26 protein-coding genes are annotated in these 25,110 nt (G+C 69.9%); 6 read left to right on the top strand and 20 right to left on the bottom strand.

The annotated features are described in order from the left end of the window. Positions 1–27: 27 nt before the first annotated feature. Positions 28–648 carry a hypothetical protein gene (locus tag AB0G20_RS35355; protein ID WP_361309792.1) on the top strand — a complete coding sequence of 207 codons (621 nt, stop codon included), beginning with the start codon at positions 28–30 and terminating at the stop codon, positions 646–648. A gap of 129 nt (positions 649–777) precedes the next feature. Here AB0G20_RS35355 and AB0G20_RS35360 read toward each other — a convergent pair whose 3' ends face one another. From AB0G20_RS35360 to AB0G20_RS35370, 3 genes are all read right to left on the bottom strand, one after another. Beyond that, the gene (locus AB0G20_RS35360) at positions 778–1,764 is read right to left on the bottom strand and encodes a ferritin-like protein (RefSeq protein WP_361309795.1); all 987 of its coding nucleotides are present in this window, start codon (positions 1,762–1,764) and stop codon (positions 778–780) included. A gap of 211 nt (positions 1,765–1,975) precedes the next feature. After that, on the bottom strand, positions 1,976–2,515 hold the full coding sequence (locus AB0G20_RS35365) for a hypothetical protein (protein ID WP_361309797.1): 540 nt from the start codon (positions 2,513–2,515) through the stop codon (positions 1,976–1,978). Between the two features lie 8 nt (positions 2,516–2,523). Next, a complete protein-coding gene (locus AB0G20_RS35370) occupies positions 2,524–3,279 on the bottom strand; it encodes a hypothetical protein (protein WP_361309800.1) in 756 nt (251 codons plus the stop codon). Between the two features lie 81 nt (positions 3,280–3,360). Between AB0G20_RS35370 and AB0G20_RS35375 the strand changes: the two genes are divergently transcribed. Continuing rightward, the gene (locus AB0G20_RS35375) at positions 3,361–4,122 is read left to right on the top strand and encodes a MerR family transcriptional regulator (protein WP_361309802.1); all 762 of its coding nucleotides are present in this window, start codon (positions 3,361–3,363) and stop codon (positions 4,120–4,122) included. A 9-nt stretch (positions 4,123–4,131) separates the two neighbouring features. Here the strand turns inward: AB0G20_RS35375 and AB0G20_RS35380 are convergent, their stop codons facing one another. From AB0G20_RS35380 to AB0G20_RS35405, 6 genes are all read right to left on the bottom strand, one after another. Then, positions 4,132–4,878 carry a hypothetical protein gene (locus AB0G20_RS35380; protein WP_361309804.1) on the bottom strand — a complete coding sequence of 249 codons (747 nt, stop codon included), beginning with the start codon at positions 4,876–4,878 and terminating at the stop codon, positions 4,132–4,134. Then, positions 4,875–5,435 (bottom strand): hypothetical protein, encoded by a 561-nt coding sequence (locus AB0G20_RS35385; protein ID WP_361309807.1) that lies wholly within the window; start codon positions 5,433–5,435, stop codon positions 4,875–4,877. Before AB0G20_RS35385 ends, AB0G20_RS35380 begins: the two co-directional genes overlap by 4 nt. Before the next feature lie 16 nt (positions 5,436–5,451). Next, a complete protein-coding gene (locus AB0G20_RS35390) occupies positions 5,452–6,384 on the bottom strand; it encodes a hypothetical protein (protein ID WP_361309809.1) in 933 nt (310 codons plus the stop codon). Positions 6,385–6,456: 72 nt separating this feature from the next. Beyond that, positions 6,457–8,616 (bottom strand): hypothetical protein, encoded by a 2,160-nt coding sequence (locus tag AB0G20_RS35395; RefSeq protein ID WP_361309812.1) that lies wholly within the window; start codon positions 8,614–8,616, stop codon positions 6,457–6,459. Next, positions 8,613–9,347: a hypothetical protein gene (locus AB0G20_RS35400; RefSeq protein ID WP_361309815.1), complete on the bottom strand. Its 735-nt coding sequence runs from the start codon at positions 9,345–9,347 to the stop codon at positions 8,613–8,615. Before AB0G20_RS35400 ends, AB0G20_RS35395 begins: the two co-directional genes overlap by 4 nt. Positions 9,348–9,522: 175 nt before the next feature. Next, entirely contained in the window at positions 9,523–10,020 is a 498-nt protein-coding gene (locus AB0G20_RS35405) for a hypothetical protein (RefSeq protein ID WP_361309818.1), read from the bottom strand. A gap of 107 nt (positions 10,021–10,127) precedes the next feature. Here AB0G20_RS35405 and AB0G20_RS35410 point away from each other — a divergent pair, with 107 nt between their 5' ends. Both AB0G20_RS35410 and AB0G20_RS35415 read left to right on the top strand, forming a co-directional pair. Then, complete coding sequence (locus AB0G20_RS35410; protein ID WP_361309820.1) at positions 10,128–10,580, top strand: nucleoside deaminase; 453 nt, start codon at positions 10,128–10,130, stop codon at positions 10,578–10,580. Positions 10,581–10,715: 135 nt separating this feature from the next. Continuing rightward, positions 10,716–12,128: a condensation domain-containing protein gene (locus AB0G20_RS35415; RefSeq protein ID WP_361309823.1), complete on the top strand. Its 1,413-nt coding sequence runs from the start codon at positions 10,716–10,718 to the stop codon at positions 12,126–12,128. Positions 12,129–12,143: 15 nt separating this feature from the next. On the opposite strand, the gene ccsB is transcribed toward AB0G20_RS35415, so the two are convergent. From ccsB to hemL, 7 genes are all read right to left on the bottom strand, one after another. After that, entirely contained in the window at positions 12,144–13,229 is a 1,086-nt protein-coding gene (ccsB, locus tag AB0G20_RS35420) for a c-type cytochrome biogenesis protein CcsB (RefSeq protein ID WP_361309826.1), read from the bottom strand. Next, on the bottom strand, positions 13,226–14,968 hold the full coding sequence (locus AB0G20_RS35425) for a cytochrome c biogenesis protein ResB (protein WP_361309829.1): 1,743 nt from the start codon (positions 14,966–14,968) through the stop codon (positions 13,226–13,228). Before AB0G20_RS35425 ends, ccsB begins: the two co-directional genes overlap by 4 nt. 3 nt (positions 14,969–14,971) lie before the next feature. Further along, a complete protein-coding gene (locus tag AB0G20_RS35430) occupies positions 14,972–15,745 on the bottom strand; it encodes a cytochrome c biogenesis protein CcdA (RefSeq protein ID WP_361309831.1) in 774 nt (257 codons plus the stop codon). 13 nt (positions 15,746–15,758) lie between these two features. Next, positions 15,759–16,409 carry a TlpA disulfide reductase family protein gene (locus AB0G20_RS35435; RefSeq protein ID WP_361309834.1) on the bottom strand — a complete coding sequence of 217 codons (651 nt, stop codon included), beginning with the start codon at positions 16,407–16,409 and terminating at the stop codon, positions 15,759–15,761. Between the two features lie 66 nt (positions 16,410–16,475). Beyond that, positions 16,476–17,762, bottom strand: a complete 1,287-nt coding sequence (locus AB0G20_RS35440) for a polysaccharide deacetylase family protein (protein ID WP_361309837.1) — start codon at positions 17,760–17,762, stop codon at positions 16,476–16,478. Between the two features lie 193 nt (positions 17,763–17,955). Further along, positions 17,956–18,654 (bottom strand): histidine phosphatase family protein, encoded by a 699-nt coding sequence (locus tag AB0G20_RS35445; protein WP_361309840.1) that lies wholly within the window; start codon positions 18,652–18,654, stop codon positions 17,956–17,958. Further along, complete coding sequence (gene hemL / locus AB0G20_RS35450) at positions 18,651–19,967, bottom strand: glutamate-1-semialdehyde 2,1-aminomutase (protein WP_361309843.1); 1,317 nt, start codon at positions 19,965–19,967, stop codon at positions 18,651–18,653. The genes AB0G20_RS35445 and hemL overlap by 4 nt, the downstream gene beginning before the upstream one ends. Positions 19,968–20,475: 508 nt before the next feature. Between hemL and AB0G20_RS35455 the strand changes: the two genes are divergently transcribed. Beyond that, on the top strand, positions 20,476–20,913 hold the full coding sequence (locus tag AB0G20_RS35455) for a hypothetical protein (protein WP_003974483.1): 438 nt from the start codon (positions 20,476–20,478) through the stop codon (positions 20,911–20,913). Positions 20,914–21,224: 311 nt separating this feature from the next. On the opposite strand, the gene AB0G20_RS35460 is transcribed toward AB0G20_RS35455, so the two are convergent. Together AB0G20_RS35460 and AB0G20_RS35465 are read right to left on the bottom strand one after the other, a co-directional pair. Further along, on the bottom strand, positions 21,225–21,683 hold the full coding sequence (locus AB0G20_RS35460; protein WP_361309846.1) for an ArsI/CadI family heavy metal resistance metalloenzyme: 459 nt from the start codon (positions 21,681–21,683) through the stop codon (positions 21,225–21,227). A gap of 26 nt (positions 21,684–21,709) precedes the next feature. Beyond that, positions 21,710–23,089: an FAD-dependent oxidoreductase gene (locus AB0G20_RS35465; RefSeq protein WP_361309849.1), complete on the bottom strand. Its 1,380-nt coding sequence runs from the start codon at positions 23,087–23,089 to the stop codon at positions 21,710–21,712. 152 nt (positions 23,090–23,241) lie between these two features. On the opposite strand from AB0G20_RS35465, the gene AB0G20_RS35470 reads away from it, so the two are divergent. Next, positions 23,242–23,619 carry a metalloregulator ArsR/SmtB family transcription factor gene (locus tag AB0G20_RS35470; protein WP_361309852.1) on the top strand — a complete coding sequence of 126 codons (378 nt, stop codon included), beginning with the start codon at positions 23,242–23,244 and terminating at the stop codon, positions 23,617–23,619. 19 nt (positions 23,620–23,638) lie between these two features. On the opposite strand, the gene arsB is transcribed toward AB0G20_RS35470, so the two are convergent. Next, entirely contained in the window at positions 23,639–24,733 is a 1,095-nt protein-coding gene (gene arsB / locus AB0G20_RS35475) for an ACR3 family arsenite efflux transporter (RefSeq protein ID WP_361309854.1), read from the bottom strand. Next, entirely contained in the window at positions 24,730–25,038 is a 309-nt protein-coding gene (locus AB0G20_RS35480) for a metalloregulator ArsR/SmtB family transcription factor (RefSeq protein ID WP_361309857.1), read from the bottom strand. Before AB0G20_RS35480 ends, arsB begins: the two co-directional genes overlap by 4 nt. Positions 25,039–25,110: the final 72 nt, after the last annotated feature.

Consider the following 25,110-nt stretch of genomic DNA (forward strand, 5'->3'; position numbering starts at 1 on the left):
ACACCCAGAGTGACGGAGGTACGCGAAATGGAACCGGGAACGCTCGTCTACGACCCGCAGACGCGCAAGGTCGGCGAGTACCAGGACAGAACCGGCCCGTACGTGATGCTGCGCCCGGTCGGCGGCGGCCGGGAATGGCAGGCGGACCCGGCGAGGATCCGTGAGGCGACACCGGAGGAGCGACTCAGCGCGGGCGTACGCGCGCTCAACGAGCGTTCCAGGGAAGGACTGTCGGCCGATCCGACCCGGCCCCCGTCCCCCGTGCCCGGGTGCGCGACCTGTGAGGAGCTGGCGCTCCGGCGGGACCGGGCACGCGCGGCGTTCGACGGCAGCGCCGTGACGGACGCGAACGTGCTGCTGCGCCAGCACCAACGCGACGAGCACGGTGGGGAGTCGACCGGCCGCAGGATCTTCCGGTACGTGCCCTACACGATCGTGCAGGACGCGTCGGCGCAGCCCGAGTACGAGGCGCGGTGCGTCTCGGGTGAGGAGGAGGACTGCGGGGCGGGTTCGGGTCCGTGCCAGGCGCCCGGCGAGGTGGAGGAGTGGCAGCGCAGGCACACCCAGGAGACGAGGCACCTGCGCTACCGCCGCAGCTTCGCGGACTACGCCGTGCTCGAACAGGTCACGGCCCGGTCAGTTCCATGATGGGGACCTCGCACCGCACCTAGGCGACCGCGCCCGCCTGACCGAGGGCCGAGTTCGTGCGGACCGTCGCGAATTGTGACCAACAATACGAAAGGCCAGACTGGTTGAATTCGAATTTACAGTCAGAGATCAAGGATCCACATATCTGAATTCCGGCCCATACGTCTTGCCGCTGCCGTCCGGCAGGGCACGCTGCATCAGCAGCTGAGAGGGCTCGACGAGCATCCGCATCCGGGTCACCGCTGCCGCGAGTCTGCTCTGCATCACGGCCGTCGCGGTGGCCTGCCAGGCCTGTTCGAGGAACCTCAGCATCTCGCTGTACTGAAGATTGACTTCCACCAGCAGCTGCCTCGTCTCCTCATCCGGCGCGGGCAGACCCCCGGCTTCCCAGCCGCCCGCCGGCACCGTCCCCATGGGCAGGGCAGGGGGCATCGCTATGGCGTCCCCGGCGAACCCCCACCGGTCGGGGTTTTCCGACGTCCTGACCAGCCTGCGGCCGTGGAACAGTTCCCGGAAGACGTAGAAGTGGGCGAGTTCGCCCTGTTCACCGGGGTGGGGGTTCTCCGGCGACGCCGTCGTGCCCTCGCCCTGCTCCTTGATGATGCCGATGGCCTTCTCGACGCCGGCGAGCGAGTTGATCTCCACCACGTCGTTGCCCTCGCCGTGGTGCGACATGAAGCGGCGGATCTGCCGGGCACCGGTGATCAGCTCCGGATGCTGCCGGAACGCGTCGCCGATCGCCGAGTAGAAGGCCCCGATGGACGTGCGCGCGGTGCCGGATTCCGCGAGCGGGTCGTCGGGTTCCTCGATCCGGGAGAACAGGTCCAGGGAGTCCTTGGTCAGCCCGCTCAGGAACACGGTCAGCTCCGGGCGCACGCCTCCGGGCAGCGGGCCGGGGTACTTCGGTGCCGTCTGGGTGTCCGCCAGGCGGGGCGTGCCACCGATCGTGGTCAGCAGATTCCCGGCGAGACCCAGATGTGACATCTCGTCGAAAACGATACGGCTTATGGCGAGGGCCACGTCCGAATTCTGGTCCTCGATGGACCACAGGGCGCACAGATACGGCGGAAGCGTGGACAGCTCCAGCATGACGGCCTGCTGCAGTGCGTCCTTCAACCATTCGGAATCACGCTGATCATCGCGCGCGTCCATCAATTCGACGATTCTGCTGCTCTGATAGTTGACGAATGTCGCCATCGGACGTCACTTCCCCGCTGTGCTCGTGCACCATCAGAAGGCGCATATGAGTCACGCTTTTCGACACACGTCCCCGATACTCACGAGCCTACGACGCACCCGTACCGGCCGCAGCTCACCGGGAAGCCGGTCAGTGCGTCCCTTCGTGGCACAGCGCCGTTCCGGGTGCCCCTTCCGCCATGACCCTTCCTCCGCCCACCCCGCCCACCGGCCCGAGGTCGACCAGCCAGTCGGAGGCCCGCATGACGTCGACGTTGTGCTCGATGGTGACGACGGAGTGGCCCGCGTCCACCAGCCGTTGCAGCACCCCGAGAAGCCGTGCCGTGTCGGCCGCGTGCAGTCCCGTCGTCGGCTCGTCGAGGACGTAGAGGGTGCGTCCCGCCGTCCTGCGGCCCAACTCCTTCGCCAGTTTCAGGCGCTGGGCCTCGCCGCCGGACAGGGTCGGGGCGGGCTGGCCCAGGGGGAGGTAGCCGAGACCCACTTCCGCCATGCGGCGCAGGCGGCCGGCCACGGCGGGCACATCGCGGAAGACGCCCAGCGCCTCGTCCACCGTCGCCTCCAGCACCTCCGCGATGTCGTGGCCCTCGTACCGGACGGCGAGCACCTCGGGCCGGAAGCGCCGCCCCTGGCAGGCCGGGCAGCGCACCGGGACCGCCGGGAGGAAGTGCATACGGACCGTCAGCACACCCGCGCCCTCACAGCGTTCGCAGCGTCCGCCCGGCACGTTGAAGGAGAAGCGGCCCGCGGGCAGACGTCCGGCCGTCGCGAAGGCCTCACGAGGCCGGCGGCGGCCCGCAGCACGGGGATGCTCCAGTCGGTGAACTTGGCGTTCCAGCCCTTCACCGCCCCTTGCGCGACCGACTTCCCGTCGTCGACCAGGCGCCGTATGTCGGGCCGGATCACCTCGCCCAGGCCGGTGCAGGCCGGGCAGGCTCCGGCGGGCTTGTTGAAGGAGAAGGAGCCCATGACCAGTTCGGGCACGGGGGTGCCGCAGTGCGGGCAGGGCCGCTGCTCCGCCTCGGCGTCCTCGTCTGCCTCGGAGCCGTCGACATAGGACGGGGGGATGTCCTTGCCGCAGCCGGGGCAGGGCCGGACCCCGATGCGCGACCACAGCAGCCGCAGATAGGTGTAGACCTCGGTGACCGTGCCGACGGTGGAGCTCGGGCTGCGGTTGGTGAGGTGCTGGTCGACGCTGATGGACGGGGACAGGCCGGTGATCGAGTCCACGGCGGGTTTGCTGACGAAGCCGGTGACCATGCCCAGCGACTCCAGGTACTGCCGCTGGCCCTCCCGGTGGAGGGTGTCGAACGCGAGGGTGGACTTGCCGGAGCCGGACAGGCCGGTCAGGACGACCAGCTTGTTCTTCGGCAGGGAGAGGGAGACGTTCTTGAGGTTGTTCAGGCGTGCGCCGGTGACGCGGATGCAGTCGTCCATTCCTTCAAGTCTTCCATTGAAGTGCGGTGTTGAGGCTTGAGAGGCCCCCGCGGCCACTTTCCTGCCGTAACCTTCAAATCGATGACGAACGACCGCCGCCTCCGCCCCGTCGACCTGGCCCGGCTGGCCGGTGTCTCGACGCAGCAGATCCGCAACTACGAGGACGCCGGTGTGCTCCCGCCCGCCACGCGGACCGCGTCCGGCTACCGCGTCTTCGGGGAGGTGCACCGCGGCGCGCTGCTGGCGTACCGGACGCTGATGCGGGGGTACGGGCCCGTGACGGCGACGGCGATCATGCGGACCCTGCACGAGGGGGACGTCCCCGGCGCGCTCGCGCTGCTCGACGCGGCCCATGCCGCCCTGCACGAGGAGCGGGTGTCACTGCGGGCGGCGAGCGAGGCCCTGGAACTGCTCGCGGCCGAGCCGCCCGACCCGCTGCCGCGTTCGGGCGGGCTGCGCATCGGGGAGGTGGCGGTGCTGCTGGGCGTACGGACGTCCGCACTGCGGGTGTGGGAGGGGGCCGGGCTGCTCACGCCAGGGCGCGAGCGCGGGACGGGGTACCGGGTCTATGAGCCGGCCGATGTGCGCGATGCCCGGCTCGTGCACACCCTGCGCCGCAGCCACTACCTGTTCGACCAGATCAGGCCGGTGCTGGAGGGACTGCGGCGGGAGGGCAGCAGTGCGGCGCTGCGCGCCGCCGTCGCGGCCCGCAGCCAAGCGCTGACGGCCCGCAGCAGGGCGATGATCGAGGGCGCGGGCGCCCTGCACACGTACCTCGACCGGCTCACCGCGGCCGGGGCGACGAATGGCTCAACAACGGCTGGTCCGCAGTCGCACGACTGAGGACGGTCGTTACTCGGCGTTCGGATTGTCAATCATGTACAGGACACCCGCGGCCAGTCGTTCGAGGCAGCCCGCCTGCGCCTCGGCGTTCCCCTGATCCGCCAGGAACTGCCGCTGCGCGTATCCGGCGTCGCCCGGCGAGCCCTGCGGATAGTGATCCTCACCCATGAGTCCGCTGAGCCCTTGGGCAGTGACACGGTCGATCCGTTCTCCGATGCGGAGATCGTGCCCGTCGTTGGCGCCAGGCTGGAAGGCGTAGTCACGGAAGTCGTTCTTGCTGCCGAAGGACTCGTATCGCGCGGTGACGCCGATAGTCACTGCGCCCGACTGGTCGAGCAGCAAGGTCGGATAGCCCGTCCATTCCCCCGCCTTGTCGCCGTACGCGTAGTGCCCTCCCCATGTCGCGTTCCGCCCGATGTTGGTGTAGCGCCGCTTGTTCGGCTCCAGCCACCACCACTTCCACGCTCGCAGGGTGGGAACCTCCGGTGCGGGAGGAGCCGTCCAGAAGGCTCGGGCGATGCGTGACGAGGGCGGAGTGGGAGCGGGCGGAGCCTGTTCCAGCGGGACGGAGCGCATCGGTACCCCGGCGGCGTGCAGCCGTGCGGCGCTCGCGCGTGCCAAGGCGTGGAAGCGCTCGGTGAACTCGGCTTGTGCGGCCTCCTCGGCGCGTGCCGACTCCTCGCGTTCGCGGACGAAGTCGTTCTGCTCCTCCCGCAGTTGTTCGGCGGACGCGAAGAAGTCCTCGGAGTCGGTCACGGGCGCTCCTTCCGGGGGGAGGATGAGGCGGTGCCTTCCTCCCAAACGGGGTGTTCATCGGAGTCGAGCCAGGCTTGCAGGGAATCCCACCAGATGGTGACCGGCGCCTGGGAAGAGGCCGGCTCCTCGGCGCTGCCGATCGCGTGGACGTTGTAGCCGACGAGGTAGAGCGCCACCACCACTGCGACCGCCCGCACGGAGACGGTGGAGCAGGAACGCATGACGCGGCCCGACCACCGGCCGGCCTTGACCGTCCAGTCGGCGACGTTCTCCACCCACTCGCCGTACATCCGTAGCGGCAGGGGGATGCCTTTGCCCTGGTTGAGGAAGAACAGCGTGCAGGCGTACTCCGGGGCGAGCAGCGCCGATCCGAGCAGCCGGGACACCCTCTGGCCCGTCCAGTCGGCCGTGCCGTTCAGTCGCGCCACGACCAGGCGCAGTGCGGCCCAGATCACCAGGACCGAGGCAACGGTCAGCAGCGGGATGCGGATCGGGTACACGAACCAGGAGAAGCCCTCGCCCCAGACTTCCACAACGAGGTCGAATATCTCGATCATCGAACGCGCGGTCCCGTCACTCGTCGTCGTTGCGGGACGGGTCGCCGCCCTTGCCCGCGTCGTCGTTCACGGAAGCGTCGTCGGCCCCACCGTCCCGGTTGCGCGCTCGTTTGTCCCGGCGCCGAGGGCGGCCTTCCTTGAGTTGCCGCGGCACGTTCACCGATCCGGCCGAGGGCAGTTGGGTGGTCGCGGTCGTACCCGGCAGTGTGTTGCGGATCTGCACGAGCAGTTCGCTGATCGCGTGCGCGCGTTCGTGTTCCTCGCTTCCCTCCGCCCCGGTGACGGCCTTGGCCATTTCCAGGTGGGCGAGCAGCGCGAAGCGCTTGTCCTCTCGCATGTCGCGGAGGAAGTCCATGACGGCGTCGGGGTTCTGGATCATCGCCTGGGCCATGAGACCGAACTCGCCCTCGCTGAGGACCTTGAGCGCCTGACCGCGCTGCATGTCGGTCAGCGCTCCCGTACGGGTGATGCCGATGGCTTCCGCGTCGGGGCGGAGGACACAACTGACCTCCAAGATCTCCAGCAGGCTGTCGCCGCTCTGCCCGGCGAACTCCTCCCAGGAGATACGGGACTCCAGCTCACCGACCGCGTCCAGCCCGTAATCCCGCGCGGCCTTCCTCAGCGGCGGCACGATGCGGCGCTTGAGCATGCCTTGCACGTCGAACGGCGCCTGATTCGCGGCGAGCCGGGCGTCGGACACGCGCCAGTCGACCTCGATCGAGCCGTGGAAGCACAACCCTTTGTCGGCGCTGTCGAGCGTGACCTCGAAGGCGGTGGTGCGCTCCCTCAGGTCCACGATCCAGTACCGGCTCTTGGGCCGGAACCAGCCGATACCCGAGGTAGGGACCTCGCCCTTGGGCATCGGGTGGAGTTCGGCGCCGAGCAGAACCACAGCGCACTCGCCCGCCCCGGGACGGGCCCGGTCCTCGATGTCGCGGGGACGGGTCACTGGGTAAGGCCCCCGTACGGGTCCGTCGGTGATGGCCACACTGGGCTCCTGTCATTCCGTGGTGTGTACCGCTCAGCGCAGCGCGTCCAGCTCCGCGAGGGCCAGTTGGGCGGTGTAGGAGGGGGCGGACGGCTCGTGGGCGAGCCGCCGCAGGTGGTGATCGAGGCGACGGAAGTCGCTCTCGTCCACGATCAGTTCATCGAGAAGGTCGAGCAGCGCCTCGCGGAACTCGCCGTACCGGTCGGCCTGCCGGATCCAGGAACCCAGTTCGACCAGCGCCTCCCTGCGCGTCGTCTGGTGTGCGAGGGCTGCCCGCCACAGGTCGATCACGTGCTCGTCGATCTCCGCCGTGTCCCGGCGTGCCTCCTCGTCGGCTTCGTCCGTGAGCGCGCAGCGCTCGAAAAGCCACAGGACCGACGGCCACTTGACGGCGTCCGGCCGCTCATCCGCGCCGTGCAGCCGGCAGATCCGCAGAAAGGCGCCGAGGAGCTGACCGCGTGCGGGATCCTTCGCGTCGGCCAGCCAGGTGCCCATCGCCTCCAGCACGAGGGAGGACAGGCCGCTGGTGAACACGGCGGACAACCCGACCCGGATTGCCCAGGCCACTCCGGTGTCCCGGGTGTCCAGCAGGCGGCCGAGCCCCTGGGTGGCGGCGACCGGATGGACCGGGCTCACCGCCAGACCCCAGGCGAGTGCCGCGGTCATCCGGCGGTACCGGTTCGGGGCCGCGCTCCAGGATTCCACCAGGCCGAGCGCGTGTGCGGCGACGGCCGGATGCCCGACGGCCACGGACAGCGCGATCGCCGCCGCGGCCCGCTCACGGTGATCGGGCGACAAGGACCACGGCTGCAGCACCTCCTCCGCGATCTCCGCGAAGCTGAGGAGGGACAGGCGCCCCACGCAGACCGCGGCCCGGCGACGGACCGCCGCATCCGAGTCGTGCACGAGGCCGGAGAGCCACACCAGGATCTCGGAGCCGTCGTAGTCCGCCCACATGACGTCGATCAGCTCCGACGCCAGGCCTCGCGCCGAGAAGTCCACGATCTCGGCCGGGCTGCTGCCGTAGCGGGTGTACACCGTTCCCGTGTATGTGACGGCTCGCACCGCGTCGAGCCGCTGGCTCCGGGTGACCTCGAGGAACGGGCGCGGCCTGGCCCCCTCGTGGGCCATCGCCCGATGCACGATGTCGGCCAGCCGATGCGCCAGGCGGTTGACCGTCGCGTAGGGGAAGCCGCCGAAGAACGCCACGGCGAGCGCCAGTTCCCGTGGCAGCTCGTCGTCCTTCAGCAGGTCCGCAGCGTCCTGCCTGATCCGTACGGCGACCTGGGCCATGCACGCGGATACGGTGACAGAACCGTCGGCCGTCCGTGCCAGCTCACGCGCGGTCTGTGCAATCTCCGTCGGGATCGGCCGGGTGGCGAGCCACTCGATCACCTCCTGGTCACGGAGAAGAACGTCCGCGTGGCTACCCCGGTCCCTTGGCAGCCGGTAGAGCAGATGGTTGCGCAGCAGCCTGGCCCCTTCGGGGCGTTCATCCACCGGGACCGTCCACGCCGCCGTGTCCGCCGGCGCAGCAGACGCGTCGTCGACGGTCAGGACCAGATAGGACCTGCGGTCGGTGAAGACGCGCGACAGCCGAGCCAGCGCGAAACCGGTCAGGGTGCGCTCCACGGTTTCCGCACTGACCGTCAGTACGTACGCGCTGCCGGGCTTCACATCATCCGCCACGAGAGCGTCCGGGTCGGTTCCCGGGTGCAGGAACCGGCACTGCCCGCCCGGCTGCGCGACCGTCACGGCGATGGCGGTGGCGAGGAAGCGGCGACCGCTGTGCCGAGGACCGCGCAGGACAAGCACATGGTGATGACGAAGCGTTCGCTCCGCCGCATCCGCGCACGACGGGCGGACGTAGACCTGCTCCATCTCCATCTGTTCGGCGCCGGTGAGGCAGTACCAGCTGGGGCGGCGAGCGGTACCGCCGGACATGTTGAGGATGAACTGGTCGCCGCCGACGATCGACTCTGCCTTCACCCTGCGCCGGAAGGTCATCGAGCCGGTGCTGTCGAAGCGGCCCACGTCACTGTCCAGTTCGGAGCGCAGGCGGTGCATCTCGCCCGGCTCGAAGTGGCCGTCGAGGGAAGCGTCGGTCAGGTCACCGGTGACACCCGGCTCGCCGCTCGGAGCGTCGTCACTCCCGGGTTCGTCGGCGGCCTCCGCCCGCCCTGCAGCGCTCACCGAATGTTCCACTGGTCACCGCTGACCACGTTCTTCGCCTTGACCCGGCCCTGGAACGTGATCCCGCCCCGGCCCGGTTGCTCCGCCTGACCAGGTGAGCCGGTTCCAGTGGTGTCCCTGGGACGCGGTGCCGCCGTCGCCAGCGCGGAGGCCCCGTCGTCGTGCGGGTGACCGCGGAACTCCGGGCTCAGCCAGGCGGTCACCGTCGCTCCGCCCTTGACCGTCAGCCGCGCCGGTTCGAATGCATCCGGGTCAAGGTCGCCGTGGCCGTGCCGCACGACGCCGTTCCAGATCTCCTCGGACACGGCCAGCACATACGGCGCGCCGCTGTCGACCAGAGCTGAGCGCAGTTCCTCGGCGTCCAGCATGCCGTGCAGCAGGTTGACTTCCGCGCCGTCCGCGTCGCCGCCGTCCGGAGCGGGGACGAGGTATCCACCGTGCGCGACCAGACGCAGGCCGAGTTTGAGGGCCTCCGACGACTGCTTGTTGTGGCGTCGCAGCAGACTGGGCAGGGGGCCTGTCAGGGCCTCCACCACCGGCACCGGTGAAACACCCGGAAGGAAGTCGTAGCGGCCGCCGTCTCCGCGGCTGCGCAGCGCATAGGCGTCCTGGTCCACGCCCTGCTGCCGAAGGGCTGCAGCGATCAGGCTGGTCTGCGCCGTCCGAAGAGCCGGCAGGAGGCTGTCGTCGCGGATCCGCTCGGAGGAACCCCGCACGTCGACGCCGAGCATGACGTGATGAACGGGTAAATGCCGGGAAGCTGTCACGCGGGTCGTCCCCCCAAGATCAAGCGCCACAGTTGCCCCCCTTGATGCGCCGCAGCCACCCCGCGTCCCGGTCGCACCTCAGGAAAGGATGTTCAGAGGGTAACCAGGATCACATATATTTCGCCAATGGATCATCAGATCATGCCCAAACGGTCACCATCAGCAGCACGAGCAGGGTGCCGCCTGCCGCCACCGCGCAGTGCAACGCCCTTCGGAAGGCGGCGAATTTCCGCTCCGCGACAGCGGCCAGGTCGACGGCGTGCTGCCATGCCTCCTCACGTGCCCGCCCGGGCTCGGCGGAAGGCTGTGGAGCGTGGGCCCTGCGCGCGAGCGTCGGCCAGCCGTACCTCGTGGGGGTGCTCGACACCGCCCTGGGCGCCAGCGTGCGCACGATGAACCATCCGGAAGCGCTCAGCGAGATCACCACAAGATGTATGAGAACGAGGGTCAGGAACTCCCGAAACGTGTGCGGCGGTGCCATCGACCGCAAGTCGCCCGCCCGGGTCAGCAGCCCGGCCACCATCACGCCCAGACCCGCCGCGAGCAGACCGGCCTTGGTGTCGGCCGAGACGATCCACGCACTCACCTGATTGATCGCCAGCGTGACGTCCGTTCCGGGCTCCCACTCGTCCGCCATCGACGCCCCCTCCCCCATCCGGTACGGAATTGCCAACTTTATGACCTCAGGGCGACTTTGTACGTGCTCCGGGGGCCGACTGAGAGCGGTGCTGCGAGAGTGACTCCATGGATCAAGCACAGGCACGCACGTGGCTCACGACCGCCGTCGAAGAGGCCCGTACCGGGCTCGCCGAGGGCGGCATCCCGATCGGTGCCGCGCTGTACGGCGCCGACGGCACCCTGCTGGGCCGCGGCCACAACCGCCGCGTCCAGGACGGCGATCCGTCCCTGCACGCGGAGACGGCGGCCTTCCGCGCGGCCGGGCGGCAGCGCTCCTACCGGGGCACGACGATGGTGACGACCCTGTCCCCGTGCTGGTACTGCTCCGGTCTGGTGCGGCAGTTCGGCATCTCCCGGGTGGTGATCGGCGAGGCGGTCACCTTCCACGGCGGCCACGACTGGCTCGCCGAACACGGTGTGGAGATCGTGCTGTTGGACGACCCCGAGTGCGCCGGGCTGATGCGCGACTTCATCGCGGAACACCCCGCCCTCTGGAACGAGGACATCGGCGTCAACTGAGCACACCGGACCGGTCCCGTATCGCCGTTCGAGATGCCATCCGTTCCCCTGAAATGCGGCGACACGCGGTGTGGCCGGTGGCGGCCTCGGCATTCCCTTGATCGGGTCTGTCCCATCTGCGAACGGAGACGCCCCGTGCGAATGACCGACATCCAGCGCTGTGAGGTCCGGCCTGGACGACTCGTCGAATGGACGCTCAGTCCGGCGACCGTCGCGACGGCGAAGGCCCTGCCGGAGGACTCCCGGCCACCCGCCTACATCCAGGAGTCACATCTGCGGACGGCGCGGTCGGTGCGTGAGGACGGGCTGTTCGTGCCGACCTGGATCGGCGCGGCCTTCGACCTCCCGGGCCGGGCCGACCTGGACGCCCTCGGGGAGGCACTGCGCGGCTGGACGCTGCGGCACGAGACCCTGCGCAGCGGCTTCCGCTGGGCGGGCGGCCCCGGTGACGCGCTCCGCCGCTTCACCCTCGACCCGGCGTCCGTCTCCCTGCACCGCGAGGACGCCGGCGAGTTCACCGACCCGGCGGCCCTCGCCCAGCACCTCCAGGACCGCTTCGACACCACCGCCGACGCGCTGCGCTGGCCGAACATCATCTACACGGCCGTCGTCCGGGACGACAGCACCAGCGTGTACATGGCCTTCGACCACAGCAACGTCGACGCGTACTCCCTCTACCGCATCCCGGCCGAGATCCAGGAGCTGTACGCCGGTCACCTCACCGGCCGCGCCCCGGAGCAGGCCCCGGTCTCCAGCTACGTCGACTTCTGCGAGGCCGAGCGGGCGGACGCGGACCGGCTCGACGCGGACCACGAGATCGTCGCCCGCTGGCGGGAGTTCATCCGGCGCTGCGACGGGCGGCTGCCGAGCTTCCCCGTCGACCTCGGGCTGGAGCCCGGCGGCGGGCTGCCGACGCAGAAGCTCATGCGCGAGATGCTCGTGGACGCGGACGTCGCCGCGGCCTTCGAGGCGTACTGCCGCCCCTACGGCGGCTCCCTGGTCGGGCTGCTGGCGGCCACGGCCCTGATCGTCCACGAGATCGGCGGTGAGCCGGTCTACCGGACGGTGGTGCCCTTCCACACCCGGGCGAAGTCCGCCTACTCGGACTCGGTGGGCTGGTACGTCGGCGGGGCCCCGATCGAGGTGCCGGTCGCCGAGGCGCCCGACTTCCCGGCCGCGCTGAAGACCGTACGCGCCGCGTTGCACGCCACCCGGCCGCTGTCCCGGATGCCGCTGGCCCGGGTGCTGCGGCTGCTCGGCGCGGACTTCCGGCCGACGTCCCCCGACATGTACTCGATCGTGTCGTTCGCCGACGCCCGCGGCATCCCCGAGTCCACGAGCTGGACCGAGCGCAACGCCTTCGGCCTGATCCGGGTGTCGTACGGCGACCAGGTCTGCGCTTGGGTCACCCGGCTCCACGAGGGCCTGTGGTTCGCGGCCCGCTACCCGGACACCGATGTCGCGCACAAGAACCTGCGGCTGTACGCCGACCGGCTGCGCGACATCATCGTGTCGGTCGCGGACCGTGCTCCACGTCCCCGGCGGTGAGGTTCCCGGCGGGACCTACACGCCCGCGTAGGAGTGCTTGCCGGAGACGAAGATGTTCACGCCGTAGTAGTTGAACAGCCAGCAGCCGAACGCGATGAGGGCCAGGTAGGCGGCCTTGCGGCCCTTCCAGCCGGCGGTGGCGCGGGCGTGCAGGTAACAGGCGTAGGCGACCCAGGTGATGAAGGACCAGGTCTCCTTCGGGTCCCAGCCCCAGTAGCGGCCCCAGGCGTCACCGGCCCAGATGGCGCCCGCGATGATCGTGAACGTCCACAGCGGGAAGACGGCCGCGTTGACGCGGTAGGAGAACTTGTCGAGGGAGGCGGAGGAGGGCAGCCGCTCCAGGACGGAGGTCGCGAAGGTGCCGGGCGTGCCGCCGCTCGCGAGCTTGCTCTCGTAGGACTCCTTGAAGAGGTACAGGATCGTGGCGACCGCGCCCACGTAGAAGACCGCGCCGCAGAAGATCGCCGTCGAGACGTGGATGTACAGCCAGTACGAGTGCAGGGCCGGGACCAGCTGGTCGCTGGCGGTGTAGAGGACCGTCACCGCCAGGCCCAGGTCGAGCAGGACCGAGGTGATCAGGAACAGGCCGAGCCAGCGCACGTTCTTCTTCAGCGCCAGCAGCCCGAGGTACACACCGACCGCGACCGTCGAGAACGTGATGTTGAACTCGTACATGTTGCCCCACGGCGCGCGCTCCACCGACAGGGCGCGGGTGAGGACACCGCCGAACTCGACCAGGAAGGCGAGCACCGTGAGGGAGATGGCGATCCGGCCGTACAGGTCGCCCTGCTCGTCCCCGCCGTGCGCCCCGGGGCCGTCCGGCACGTCGCGCTGACCGGCGGCGGCCCGCACGGTGACCTTCGGCCGCTCCAGCACGGCGGTGCCGCCGGCCTGGTTCACGGTGACGGCCGGTGCCTTCGCCTTCTTGGCGTCCGGCTCGGTGGTGAGCGCGGCGGCGGTCCGGGCGACCTTGCTGCGGCTGCCGAAGAGCCATTCGGCGATGTAGGCGAAGAAGGCCAGGGTGTAGACGGCCATCGCGGAGTAGATCAGCACATTGCTGATCTGCGCGAGGTTTTCGTTCGTGGCGGCGGCGAGAGTCACTTCTCAGCCCCTTCGGCAGGTACGGGGGTTTCGGTACCCGGCTCCTGGTCGGGGTCGGGGGAATCTTCGGGGTCGTCGGGGCCGGGCGCGCCCGGAGCCTGCTCGTAGAGGGTCCCGGCGAGGTCGCCCAGCTCCTCGGGGACCTTGGCGGACTCGCTGCGGCCGAGGCCGGCCATCTCGACGACGGTGACGCCGTCGGCGCCCTTGACCGCGCGCACCCAGACGCGGCGGCGCTGGATGAACAGGGAGGCGGCCAGGCCGCCGATCGCGGCGAGGGCACCGGCGAGGGCCCAGCCGCTGCCGGGCTGCTGGACGACCTGGAAGCCGGCCCACTCCTTGATGTCCTTGCCGAAGGTGACCGAACCGGCGCCGTTCGGGAGCGTCATGGTCTCGCCGGGCTTCAGCAGCTTCTTGAACAGCTTGCCCTCGGAGTCCTTGAACTCCTTCATGTTGGTGCGGTCCATCTGGTACACGCTCTGCGGGATGCCCGAGTCGGCTCCCAGGTCGCCGTGGTAGGCGGACAGGGCGAGCAGCGGATTGTCCAGCGCCGGGAACTGCGACAGCATCGTGCCGCTGGCGGAGCCGCCGAAGGTCGGCACGAAGAACGCGTTGAAGCCGAGCTGCTCCTTCTTGCCCTGGGTGTTGCGGTAGCCGTCGAGGACCTTGACGACACCGGAGGAGGTGACGTTGGCGTCCAGCGGCAGCAGCGGTACGGCGTCGTCGAAGACGACCTTGCCCTTGGCGTCGCGGACGGTGATGACGGGGGCGTAGCCGTGGCTGACGAGGTAGACCTTGGAGTCGCCGATCTCCAGGGGGTGGTTCACCTCGACGGTGTCGTTCTCGTCCTTGCCGTAGGCGCCCGAGCTGTAGGTGACGTCGGCCTTGTAGATGCGCGGGGTGCCCTTGTTGGGGCCGGTGCGCTCGTAGGTGCCGGTGAACTTCTTCAGGTTGAAGCTGAACGGCACCAGGTCGTCGGACGTGAAGAGGTTGCCGGACTTGAAGTCGTCGTACTGGGTGAGGGTGTTGGAGAAGCCGTTGCCCTCGACGACCAGCTTGTTGCCCTCGGACTTGTACAGCTGGCCCCAGGCGAAGGCGACCAGCATCACGATGAGGGCGATGTGGAAGGCGAGGTTGCCGACCTCGCGCAGGTAGCCCTTCTCGGCGGCGACGGCGTCCCCGGTGAGGTGGGCGCGGAAGCGGCGCTTCTTCAGCAGGGCCAGGGCGGCCTGGTGGACCTGCTCGGGTTCGGCCGTGGTGCGCCAGGTGGTGTGGGCGGGCAGCCGGTTCAGCCGCCGGGGCGCGCCGGGCGGCAGGCCGCGCAGCTGGCCGACGAACTGCCAGGTGCGGGGCACGATGCAGCCGATGAGGGAGACGAACAGCAGGATGTAGATCGCGGAGAACCACACCGAGCTGTAGACGTGGAACATGCCGATCTTGTCGTAGACGTCCGAGAGGGCCGGGTGGGCCTTGCGGAAGTCGGCGACCTTCGTCTCGTCCTGGCCGGACTGCGGGATGAGCGAGCCGGGGATCGCGCCGAGGGAGAGCAGCAGGAGCAGCAGCAGGGCGACCCGCATGGAGGTCAGCTGCCGCCAGAACCAGCGGGCCCAGCCGATGACGCCCAGGGCGGGCAGGTGGGGCGCCTCTTCCTTGGGGGCGGTGGACAGCTGGGAGCCGGCGTCACCCAGCTCCTGGTCCTCGGCGGCGGACGGGGCCGGGTCGGAGGCGGTGGTCTTGCTCATCGATCAGATCCCCACAGTGAAGCCGTCGGACCAGACCTGCATCTCCTGCACGATGCGGTCCCACGCGCCGGTCAGCAGCAGCAGACCGGTCACGATCATCATGGTGCCGCCGACCCGCATCACCCAGACGTAATGGCGCTTGACCCAGCCGAAGGCTCCGAGGGCCTTGCGGAAGGCGACCGCGGCGAGCACGAACGGCACGCCCAGGCCCAGACAGTACGCGATGGTCAGGACGGCACCGCGTCCGGCGCTCCCCTGGTCGGAGGAGAGGGCCAGCACGGAGGCGAGGGTGGGGCCGATGCAGGGGGTCCAGCCGATGCCGAACAGCGCGCCGAGCAGGGGCGCTCCGGCCAGTCCGGCCACGGGCCGCCGGTGGAAACGGAACTCCCGCTGGGTGAACCAGGGCATCAGGCCCATGAAGAAGACACCCATGAGGATCATGAGCACGCCGAGCACCGTGGACAGGACGTCCTTGTGTTCCTGGAGCGTGGCGCCGAAGTAGCCGAACAACGCCCCGGAGGAGACGAACACGGCGGTGAAGCCGAGCACGAACAGGGAGGCGCCGGCGACCATCCGGCCGCGCCGCGCCTCGGCGAGGTCGGTGCCGGCGACCCCCGTCACATAGGACAGGTAGCCGGGCACCAGCGGCAGGACGCACGGCGAGAAGAAGGAGACGAGGCCGCCGAGCAGCGCGATCGGCAGGGCCGCCAGCAGGGCGCCCTTGAGCACCGTGCCGTTGGGGTCCGCGACCGCGGCGAGCGTGGTGACTGCGCTCACGTCACTACTCCGCTCACTTCTCGGCGACGACCGGCTTGAGCATCTTCAGCAGCCGTTCCTCGCTGAGCGCGGACAGGGAACGGGCCGCGATCTTGCCGTCCCGGTCGAGGACGAGCGTGGAGGGGATCGCCTGCGGGTTGAGCGTGCCCTTCTTGAAGCGCAGCAGCAGCTTGCCGGTCGGGTCGTAGAGGCTGGGGTAGGTGATGCCCCAGTCCTTCTCGAAGGCGAGGGCCGCGCCGGTGGAGGTGTCCCGGGTGTTGATGCCGACGAACTGCACGCCCTTGCCGGCGTACGCCTTGGACACCTTGGCGAAGTACTTGGCCTCGGCGCGGCAGGGGTTGCACCAGGAACCCCACACGTTGAGGACGACGACCTTGCCCTTGTAGTCGGCGACGTCGAGGGTCTTGCCGGCGATGGTCTTGCCGGACAGGCCGGGTGCCGGGGTGCGCTTGCCCTGGGCGACGGTGGCGACGCCGTCGGTGCCGGTGACGAAGTTGGTGTTGCCACCGCCGCCGGAGGTGCCGCCGGAGCCGCACGCGGAGACGAGCAGTGCGATCGCGGCGAGACCGGCGGTCAGGGCGGCGTTACGGCGGACACGACGCGTGCGCTCGGCGGCGCGGGACGACCGGTCCGAACGCTGGGGGGCGCGGCTGGCGGCACTCATGTGAAAAGTTTCGCATGTCCGTTCTGGGGATCTCGCCCACCCCCCTTGCGGGCGGAAAACCGCATTTCAGGCGGCGTTTTGCGAGGTGTCTCCGCTGGGCGTGGACGTCTGACCGGTGAACTCCCGCCAGCCACCGGCCGGCTGCTGCCCGACCCCGAGCGTGCGGAGCTTGTCGAGCACCTCGGGCTTCTGCACGTCGAGCCAGTCGGTGAACTGCCGGAAGGAGACGAGACGCACATCCGCGCCCTTCTCCTTCTCGCGCGCGATGTGCTTGAAGGCCTCCTCGACGGCGTCCATGTAGATGCCGCCGTTCCACTGCTCGAAGTGGTTGCCGATGAAGAAGGGTGCCCGGTTTGTCTCGTACGCCCGCTTGAATCCCTGGATGTACGCCTGGGCCGACTGCTTCCGCCAGCCCGGGTAGTTGTGGGCGGGTGCCTTCGTGGTCGCGAGGGACTGGTTGGCCAGCATGTTGTAGTCCATCGACAGGACCTCGAAGCCGCGGCCGGGGAAAGGTATCTGCTGCAGGGGCAGGTCCCATATGCCCTGGCGCTTGGTGGGCCAGACCTGGAGGCCGCCGGGCGAGGAGGCGTCGTAGCGCCAGCCGAGCTCGCGGGCGGTGGGCAGCAGGTTGTCCTGGCCGAGCAGGCAGGGCGTACGGCCGCCGACGAGTTCCCTGTCGTAGTCGAACGGCAGCGACGGCAGGTCGGTCCAGCCGGTGTTGGTGCGCCACTCCTTCACGAAGGACTTGGCCTGGTCGATCTCGCTGCGCCACTGCCGGGGCGTCCAGTTCTTGACCGAGCCGTGGGACTCGCCGCAGAAGTGGCCGTTGAAGTGGGTGCCGATCTCGTGGCCCTCGAGCCAGGCGCGGCGGACGTTCTTCAGCGTGTCCTTGACGTGCTCGTCGGTGAGGTAGCCGATGTCGGAGGCGCCGCGCGGGTTGTTCGGCGGGTCGTAGAGGCGCTTCTTCGACTCGGGCAGCAGATACAGCCCGGACAGGAAGAAGGTCATGCTCGCGCCGTGCTCCTTGGCGAGGTCCAGGAAGCGCGGGAAGAGGCCGTTGCCGACCTCGCCGGCGCCGTCCCAGGAGAACACGACGAACTGCGGCGGGGTCTGACCCGGCTCCAGCGGCTCGGGCTTCGCGGGCTGGTGGGGCTGCTTGCCGGTGTGGGCGGTGGAGCCGTCGCCGATGGGGCGGGCGGCGGGCTTCGGCTTCGAGCCGCCCTGTGCGGAGTCGCCGCCGGAACCGTCGGCGTGGCTGGCATCGTCCGAGCCCGTGAGTCCGCCGCATCCGGCGAGCGAGGCGGCGGCTCCCGCGCCGAGTCCGAGCATTCCCCTGCGGGAGAGAGCGCGCATGGCATCCCCGATTCATCACGTCGTGCTGGTCACCCAGTCAGAGGACGTGACGAACGGGGAGGTTCCGCCGATATTTGCAGATTCCGTAACGAAGGAGTCGTAAGCGATCATAAGGGGGCGAACGGAAAGGGCGTACGCCCCGGGCATCACGCCCGGGGTTGGCTCGGTTGCGCCCCCTTCGTGGAGGTCGGGCCTACGCTCCGAAGGCCTTGGTCTGGCCCTTCACCGGCTTCGCGCCGGCGAGGAGGTGGGCCGGGACCAGGTCGCGGGCCGGCTCGGTGTAACCGACGGAGACGATCCGGTCGCCCTGGTACGTGAAGGTCGTCAGCGAGGCGAGCGTGCACTGGCGCTTGCGCGGGTCGTGCCAGAGGCGGCGGCGCTCGACGTACGACCGGACGATCCAGATGGGCAGCTGGTGGCTGACCACGACCGCCTCGTGCCCCCGGGCCTTGTCCTTCGCCGCGCTCAGCGCACTCATCATGCGGACGACCTGGTCGACGTACGGCTCGCCCCAGGACGGCCGGAACGGGTTGACCAGGTGCTTCCAGTTGCCGGGCTTGCGCAGCGCCCCGTCCCCGACGCCGAACGTCTTGCCCTGGAAGATGTTGTCGGCCTCGATCAGCCGCTCGTCCGTGGCGAGCCCGAGCCCGTGCGCCTTGGCGATCGGCTCGGCCGTCTCCTGCGCCCGCTCCAGCGGCGAGGCGACGACGTGCGTCACATCGCGGCCGGACAGGTGCTCGGCGACCCGGTCCGCCATGCGGCGGCCCAGGTCGGAGAGGTGGTAGCCGGGGAGGCGGCCGTAGAGGATGCCGTCCGGGTTGGCGACCTCGCCGTGCCGCATGACGTGGACGACGGTGATGTCCTCGGCGCTGTTGCTGTTCCGCTCGCTCATGCCGTCGCCTCCGCGGCCGCCCGGGCCGCCGCCGGAAGGGCGTCGGCGATCCGCTGCACGGCCCGCTCGTCGTGCGCGGTGGACACGAACCAGGACTCGAAGGAGGACGGCGGCAGGTAGACGCCGGCTGCGAGCAGCGAGTGGAAGAAGGCGGTGAAGCGGAAGGACTCCTGCGCCTTGGCGTCCTCGTAGTTCCGCACGGGCCGGTCCGTGAAGAACACGGAGAACATGTTGGAGGCGGTCTGCAGCCGGTGCGCGACGCCCTCCTTGGTCAGGGCCTGGGTGACGAGCCCCTGGATCTCCTTCGACACGGCGTCGACCTTGGCGTACGCGGCGTCGTCGAGGAGCCGCAGCTGGGCGAGCCCGGCGGCGGTGGCGACGGGGTTACCGGAGAGGGTGCCGGCCTGGTAGACGGGCCCGGCCGGGGCGAGGTGCGCCATGACGTCCGCGCGCCCGCCGAAGGCCGCCGCGGGGAAGCCGCCGCCCATCACCTTGCCGAAGGTCATCAGGTCGGGGACGACGCCGTCGACCCCGAACCACCCGGCGCGGCTGGTCCGGAAGCCGGTCATGACCTCGTCGGAGACGTAGAGGGCGCCGTTCTCGGCGCAGAGGTCCTTCAGGCCCTGGTTGAACCCCTCGGCGGGCGGGACGACGCCCATGTTGCCCGGGGAGGCCTCGGTGATCACGCAGGCGACCTCGCCGGGGTGGGCCCGGAACGCCTCGCGTACGGCGTCGAGGTCGTTGTAGGGCAGGACGATCGTGTCGCCGGCCTGGGCGCCGGTGACGCCCGGGGTGTCGGGCAGCGCGAAGGTGGCGACACCGCTGCCGGCCGCGGCGAGCAGCGAGTCGACGTGCCCGTGGTAGCACCCGGCGAACTTGATCACCTTGGTGCGCTGCGTGAACCCGCGCGCGAGCCGGATCGCGGACATGGTCGCCTCGGTCCCGCTGGACACGAGCCGCACCTGCTCCAGCGGCGCGACCCGGGCGGTCATCTCCTCGGCGAGCGCGACCTCGCCCTCACCGGGCGTGCCGAAGGACGTACCGCGCGAGACGGCGTCCTGCACGGCGGCGATGACCTCGGGGTGGGAGTGGCCGAGGATCATGGGCCCCCAGGAGCACACGAGATCGACGTACTCCCTGCCGTCGGCATCGGTCAGATAGGGGCCGGTGCCGGACACCATGAACCGCGGCGTGCCGCCGACGGCTCGGAAGGCCCGCACCGGTGAGTTCACGCCGCCGGGCGTGACGGCCGCCGCGCGGTCGAAAAGTGCCTGCGAGGCCGGTGCTTCGTACGGATATGCCAGTTCACTCATGACCTGCGACTTCTCCGACCTTCTCCGACGCTGTCGGGCTCCGGGTGCCAGTGACCTGTTCAGGGTAGGCCAGGGGCGTGTGCGGGCGGAGCGTGGGACAACGGCCCCCCGGTCCCCGTCGTCTGCGAGACTGGACCCTGATACCCACAGCTCAAACGGCCCGGGGTGGTCGGAAGCTGCGGAGATCCTGCGGCCAGATGTTTCGGCGCACGTTTCGGCGGGCGGCCGTGGGGGAGGTCACTGACACGATGATCGGGTTGCGCGGCGGGGGCGACGCGTCCTAGAAAAGCAGTCGGGTGGAGATATGCATCGCGGTGGCGGACTGGGCGAGGGGACTGATGACCTGGGTCCTCGACGTGCCCGGCGGGGAAGGCACCGGCGCGAGGCGGAGGACGCTCAGGAACCGCGTCAGACACAGGGTCGGCCGAGTGAACCGGAGCGGACCGCCGGACGTACTGAACGTCGAGTGGACGATCTTCGGGCCGGGAGCAGCGGGAATGGTGGTCGGGTGGGGGTGACGTACAAGTACTTCGGTGCGCCCGACGGCGCGACCGCGGCCCGCGTCCCGATCTCGATGCGCCCCGAGGAACTCGGCGGCGACGAGCTCGGCATGAACGGCATGTTCACGAAGATCAAGCCGGAGACCATGGCGGCGATGGTCCTCACGGGCATCGAGGGCGTCCCCCTGCACAAGGTCCCGCCGCTGGAACTGGTCGTCCTGCACCCCGACTACGCGGTGGTCAAACTCCCCATGACGGTCGTCGACCCCCTGCGCGGCATCGGCGAGGAAGCGGTGGGCGCGGCGGCCTTCATCTGGTCGACGGTCCCGGACCGCGGCGGCCCCCGGGACGCGTTCAACGTCTACCAACTGCTCCACGAGTGGCAGGACTTCTCGCACCGGCTGCACGAGGCGGGGCATCAGCCGTACTGTCTGGTGTGGCCCTGAGCTGGGGTTTCATGGTGTGCGGGCGAGGCTTTCGGGCCTCGCCTTTGTCATGCGGGCACCCATGGTGAAGGCGCTGCGGTGGTGCGGCGCCCCCTGAGCCGGCAAGTTCACCGGCGGTTCCGGCGCACCGGCTTCGGCAGTGCTCAGCCGCGTCGGCCGGATGCCTCGGCGCCTCGGGAACCGTCGTCGACCTCAACGGTGCGTCCTACTTGCGTACCTGACTCCCCCGCGAGGCCTGTCCGGTCGGCGGGGAGTGGACACCGGACAGTCCCTGGCGGATGCGGGCGCCGCCGGGGCGGGCGAACCTGTCGTCAGCAGCAACCGCCCGCGACGGCCGGTTCCTCGGCAGTGCTCCCGGCGGAGCCGTCGCAGCACGTGCTGCCCTGCTGCTTGGCCAGGGAGTCCGCGTCCGCCTTGACCACGTACACCTCCCAGGGTTCCTGACCGGGGCCGTGGACCCAGACCTTGTCCTGGAGCGCGTAGCAGCAGGTCGTGTCGGTCTCGACGTCGGTGGTCAGACCGGCCTCCCCCAGGCGTGTTGTCGCGGCCAGGACGGCTTCGGTGTTCTCCACCTCGACGCCGAGGTGATCCATGCGGGTCGCCTCCCCCGCCGGGCCTTCGATCAGGACGAGCTTGAGCGGGGGCTCGGCGATGGCGAAGTTGGCGTAGCCGTCGCGGAGCTTTGCGGGCTCGGTACCGAACAGCTTGCTGTAGAAGGCCACGGACGCATCGAGATCCGGGACGCGGAGGGCGAGTTGTACACGGGACATGACGGACTCCCTCTTGAGGTGTGGCGTCAGCAGCCGCCGGCCGGGGCCGGGGCGCCGATGCCGATCTGCAGGGTGGCCGGGGCGGCGCAGCACCCGCCGCCCTCGCCGTTCTGGGCGGCGTCGGGCTCGTCGAACAGGCCGGCGCCACCGCACACGCCGGTCTCCGGGAGGGTCAGCTCGACGCGCTCGGCGGCCTCACGGTCTCCGGCGATGGCCGCGGTGACGGAGCGGACCTGCTCGTAGCCGGTCATCGCGAGGAACGTGGGGGCGCGGCCGTAGGACTTCATGCCGGCCAGGTAGACGCCCTGCTCGGGATGGGACAGCTCGTTCACGCCGTGCGGGTAGACGGTGCCGCAGGAGTGGACGTTGGGGTCGATCAGCGGGGCGAGTGCGGTCGGGGCCTGGAGGCGTTCGTCGAGTCCGAGGCGGATCTCGGAGAGGAAGGACAGGTCCGGGCGGAAACCGGTCAGGACGATGACCTCGTCGACCGGGTCGAGGCGGCGGCCGTTCTCGTCCACGAGGACGAGTCGTTCGCCGTCGCGCTCCACAGCCTGTGTACGGAATCCCGTGGCCGCGCTCGCGTGACCGGCTTCGACAGCGGCCTTGGCGCGCAGCCCCAGGGCGCCGCGGGCGGGCAGTTGGTCGGCCTCGCCGCCGCCGAAGGTGGAGCCGGTGATCCCGCGGCGCAGGATCCACACCGCGTGGGTGCCCGGCTCGTCCTCGGCCAGGTCGGCGAGGTGTGCGAGGGCGGTGAAGGCGGAGGCACCGGAGCCGACCACGGCGGTGCGCCTGCCCGCGTACCGGGCGCGTACGGCCGGGTGGCCCAGGTCGGGGACGCGGTAGGAGATGTGGACGGCGGCGGACTTCTCGCCGAGGGCGGGCAGGCCGTCGGCGCCCATCGGACTCGGGGTGGACCAGGTGCCGGAGGCGTCGATGACCGCGCGTGCGCTGATCCGTTCCTCGCGGCCGTCGGCCTGCCGGACGTGCACGGTGAAGGGCTGCTCGTCACGGCCCGAGTCGACGATGCGGTCACGTCCGGCGCGGGCGACGCCGACGACGGTTGCCCCGTAGCGGATCCTGTCGCCGAGGGCGTCGGCGAGGGGCTGCAGGTACTGCTCGGCCCAGTCGCCGCCGGTCGGGTACGCGGAGCCGTCGGGGCGGGTCCAGCCGGTCGGGGCGAGGAGCTTCTCCGCGGCCGGGTCGGTGATCTCCGACCAGGGCGAGAACAGCCGCACGTGCGCCCAGTCGCGTACTGCCGTGCCGGCCGAGGGGCCGGCTTCCAGGACCAGGGGTTCGATGCCGCGCTCGACGAGGTGGGCTGCGGCGGCCAGGCCGACCGGGCCGGCCCCGATGACCGCGACGGGCAGCTGATCAGTGCCGGGCGCGCTGTTGATGGACTCGGCCACGAGATTCCCCTTTGCTTCGACATTCGTCGATGGCTTGCACGGCCAGCCTGTCACCTGATTCGACGTCCGTCAACATAGACATCTATCGAATTAAGCTGCTTGGGTCGACACCGACCTCGCTCGCATGATTCGACGTATGTCAACATAGACGCATGTCGAATATGAAGGTGCTGCCGCTGCTGGAGCCCGAGGTCCCCGAGGCCGTGGCGCCGTGCTGCCCGCCCCTCACCGAGCGCCCGTTCACCGCCGAGGAGGCCGAAACGGCCGCGCGGATGTTCAAGGCCCTGGGTGACCCGGTGCGGCTGCGGCTGTTCTCGGCGGTGGCCTCCCACGAGGGCGGCGAGGCGTGCGTGTGCGACATCTCCGACGTCGGCGTCTCCCAGCCGACGGTGAGCCACCACCTGAAGAAGCTGAAGGAGGCCGGGCTGCTGACCTCCGAGCGGCGCGGCACCTGGGTCTACTACCGCGTCGAGCCGTCCGTACTGGCCGCGATGGGCAAGCTGCTGACCCTGGCGCCCACCGCGGCCTGACCCCGCCGCCGAGGAACACTCAGTTCATGCGCTGCCGGCCGACGGTGAACTTCCGTCGCCAGGCCAGGGAGACGTAGACCAGCGCGACCAGGACCGGCACCTCGATCAGCGGGCCGACGACGCCTGACAGGGCCTGGCCGGAGGTCACGCCGAAGGTGGCGATGGCGACCGCGATGGCCAGCTCGAAGTTGTTGCCCGCGGCCGTGAAGGCGAGGGTCGCCGTGCGGTCGTAGGCCAGGCCGACGGCCTTGCCGAGGGCGAACGTGCCGAACCACATCACCGCGAAGTACACCAGCAGCGGAAGAGCGATGCGGGCCACGTCCAGCGGCTGCGAGGTGATGGTCTTCCCCTGCAGGGCGAAGAGGATGACGATCGTGAAGAGCAGGCCGTAGAGCGCCCACGGGCCGATCTTCGGCAGGAAGCCCGACTCGTACGCCTCGCGACCCAGCTTCTGCTCGCCGATGCGGCGGGTGAGGAAGCCGGCCAGCAGTGGGATGCCGAGGAAGATGACGACGTTCAGGGCGATCTTCCACAGGGAGATGTCGAGGTGTTCGCCGTCGCCGAGGCCCAGCCAGCCGGGCAGCAGGTCGAGGTAGAACCAGCCGAGCAGACCGAACGCCAGGACCTGGAAGACCGAGTTCAGCGCCACGAGCACGGCGGCGGCTTCGCGGTCGCCGCAGGCGAGGTCGTTCCAGATGATGACCATGGCGATGCAGCGGGCGAGGCCGACGATGATCAGGCCGGTGCGGTACTCGGGCAGGTCCGGCAGGAAGATCCAGGCCAGGGCGAACATGACCGCCGGGCCGACGATCCAGTTGATGACCAGCGACGAGACCATGAGCCTCTTGTCGCCGGTGACGGCGTCGAGCTTGTCGTAGCGGACCTTGGCCAGGACCGGGTACATCATGATCAGCAGGCCGGCGGCGATCGGCAGGGAGATGCCTCCGATCTCGACCTCGGCCAGTGCGTCGTCGAGACCCGGGACGGCGCGGCCCAGGCCGAGGCCGATGGCCATGGCGAGCAGGATCCACACGGCGAGGAAACGGTCGAGCGTCGACAGCTTCGCGACGACCGAGGGCTCCTCGGCGGTCGTGGACGCTTCGGTGCGGGTCACGGGCAGGCCCTCTTGTTCTCGGCGGCGTTGCGAGCGGACTCGGCCAGGTCGGCGAACCGGCCGGCGAGCTGGGCGATGACGTCGGGGCGCAGTCTGTAGTACGTGTACCGGCCGCACGGCTCGGTCTCGACGACGCCGGCCTCGCGCAGCACTCTCAGATGATTGGAGAGGTTGGTCTGCCGGGCACCGGTCTCCTCCACCAGATGGGTGGTGCACAGCGTCTCTCTGGCCAGCAGGGTCACGATGCGAAGCCTGAGCGGATCGGCCAGAACCCGGATCAGATCAGTGTCGACTGACGTCAGCATGGACTGATATTTTCACATCGTTCCGAGCTGCGGGGCGGCCGGGGCCGCTCCCCGGAACCCCTTGTTCCCTCA

Origin of the sequence: Streptomyces sp. NPDC024017 (genome assembly GCF_040638895.1) — a bacterium.
In the GTDB taxonomy this organism is placed as follows: Bacteria; Actinomycetota; Actinomycetes; order Streptomycetales; family Streptomycetaceae; genus Streptomyces.

What these genes read in the sequence shown, in the direction of transcription:
- AB0G20_RS35400 (WP_361309815.1), bottom strand. Translation starts at nt 9,347, where the DNA reads ATGCTCGGCGTCGACGTGCGGGGTTCCTCCGAGCGGATCCGCGACGAC.
- AB0G20_RS35365 (WP_361309797.1), bottom strand. Translation starts at nt 2,515, where the DNA reads ATGCACTTCCTCCCGGCGGTCCCGGTGCGCTGCCCGGCCTGCCAGGGG.
- AB0G20_RS35370 (WP_361309800.1), bottom strand. Translation starts at nt 3,279, where the DNA reads ATGGACGACTGCATCCGCGTCACCGGCGCACGCCTGAACAACCTCAAG.
- AB0G20_RS35460 (WP_361309846.1), bottom strand. Translation starts at nt 21,683, where the DNA reads ATGTCCCGTGTACAACTCGCCCTCCGCGTCCCGGATCTCGATGCGTCC.
- AB0G20_RS35445 (WP_361309840.1), bottom strand. Translation starts at nt 18,654, where the DNA reads ATGAGCGAGCGGAACAGCAACAGCGCCGAGGACATCACCGTCGTCCAC.
- AB0G20_RS35440 (WP_361309837.1), bottom strand. Translation starts at nt 17,762, where the DNA reads ATGCGCGCTCTCTCCCGCAGGGGAATGCTCGGACTCGGCGCGGGAGCC.
- AB0G20_RS35385 (WP_361309807.1), bottom strand. Translation starts at nt 5,435, where the DNA reads ATGATCGAGATATTCGACCTCGTTGTGGAAGTCTGGGGCGAGGGCTTC.
- hemL (WP_361309843.1), bottom strand. Translation starts at nt 19,967, where the DNA reads ATGAGTGAACTGGCATATCCGTACGAAGCACCGGCCTCGCAGGCACTT.
- AB0G20_RS35375 (WP_361309802.1), top strand. Translation starts at nt 3,361, where the DNA reads ATGACGAACGACCGCCGCCTCCGCCCCGTCGACCTGGCCCGGCTGGCC.
- AB0G20_RS35435 (WP_361309834.1), bottom strand. Translation starts at nt 16,409, where the DNA reads ATGAGTGCCGCCAGCCGCGCCCCCCAGCGTTCGGACCGGTCGTCCCGC.
- AB0G20_RS35480 (WP_361309857.1), bottom strand. Translation starts at nt 25,038, where the DNA reads ATGCTGACGTCAGTCGACACTGATCTGATCCGGGTTCTGGCCGATCCG.
- AB0G20_RS35405 (WP_361309818.1), bottom strand. Translation starts at nt 10,020, where the DNA reads ATGGCGGACGAGTGGGAGCCCGGAACGGACGTCACGCTGGCGATCAAT.
- AB0G20_RS35425 (WP_361309829.1), bottom strand. Translation starts at nt 14,968, where the DNA reads ATGAGCAAGACCACCGCCTCCGACCCGGCCCCGTCCGCCGCCGAGGAC.
- AB0G20_RS35410 (WP_361309820.1), top strand. Translation starts at nt 10,128, where the DNA reads ATGGATCAAGCACAGGCACGCACGTGGCTCACGACCGCCGTCGAAGAG.
- AB0G20_RS35355 (WP_361309792.1), top strand. Translation starts at nt 28, where the DNA reads ATGGAACCGGGAACGCTCGTCTACGACCCGCAGACGCGCAAGGTCGGC.
- AB0G20_RS35470 (WP_361309852.1), top strand. Translation starts at nt 23,242, where the DNA reads ATGTCGAATATGAAGGTGCTGCCGCTGCTGGAGCCCGAGGTCCCCGAG.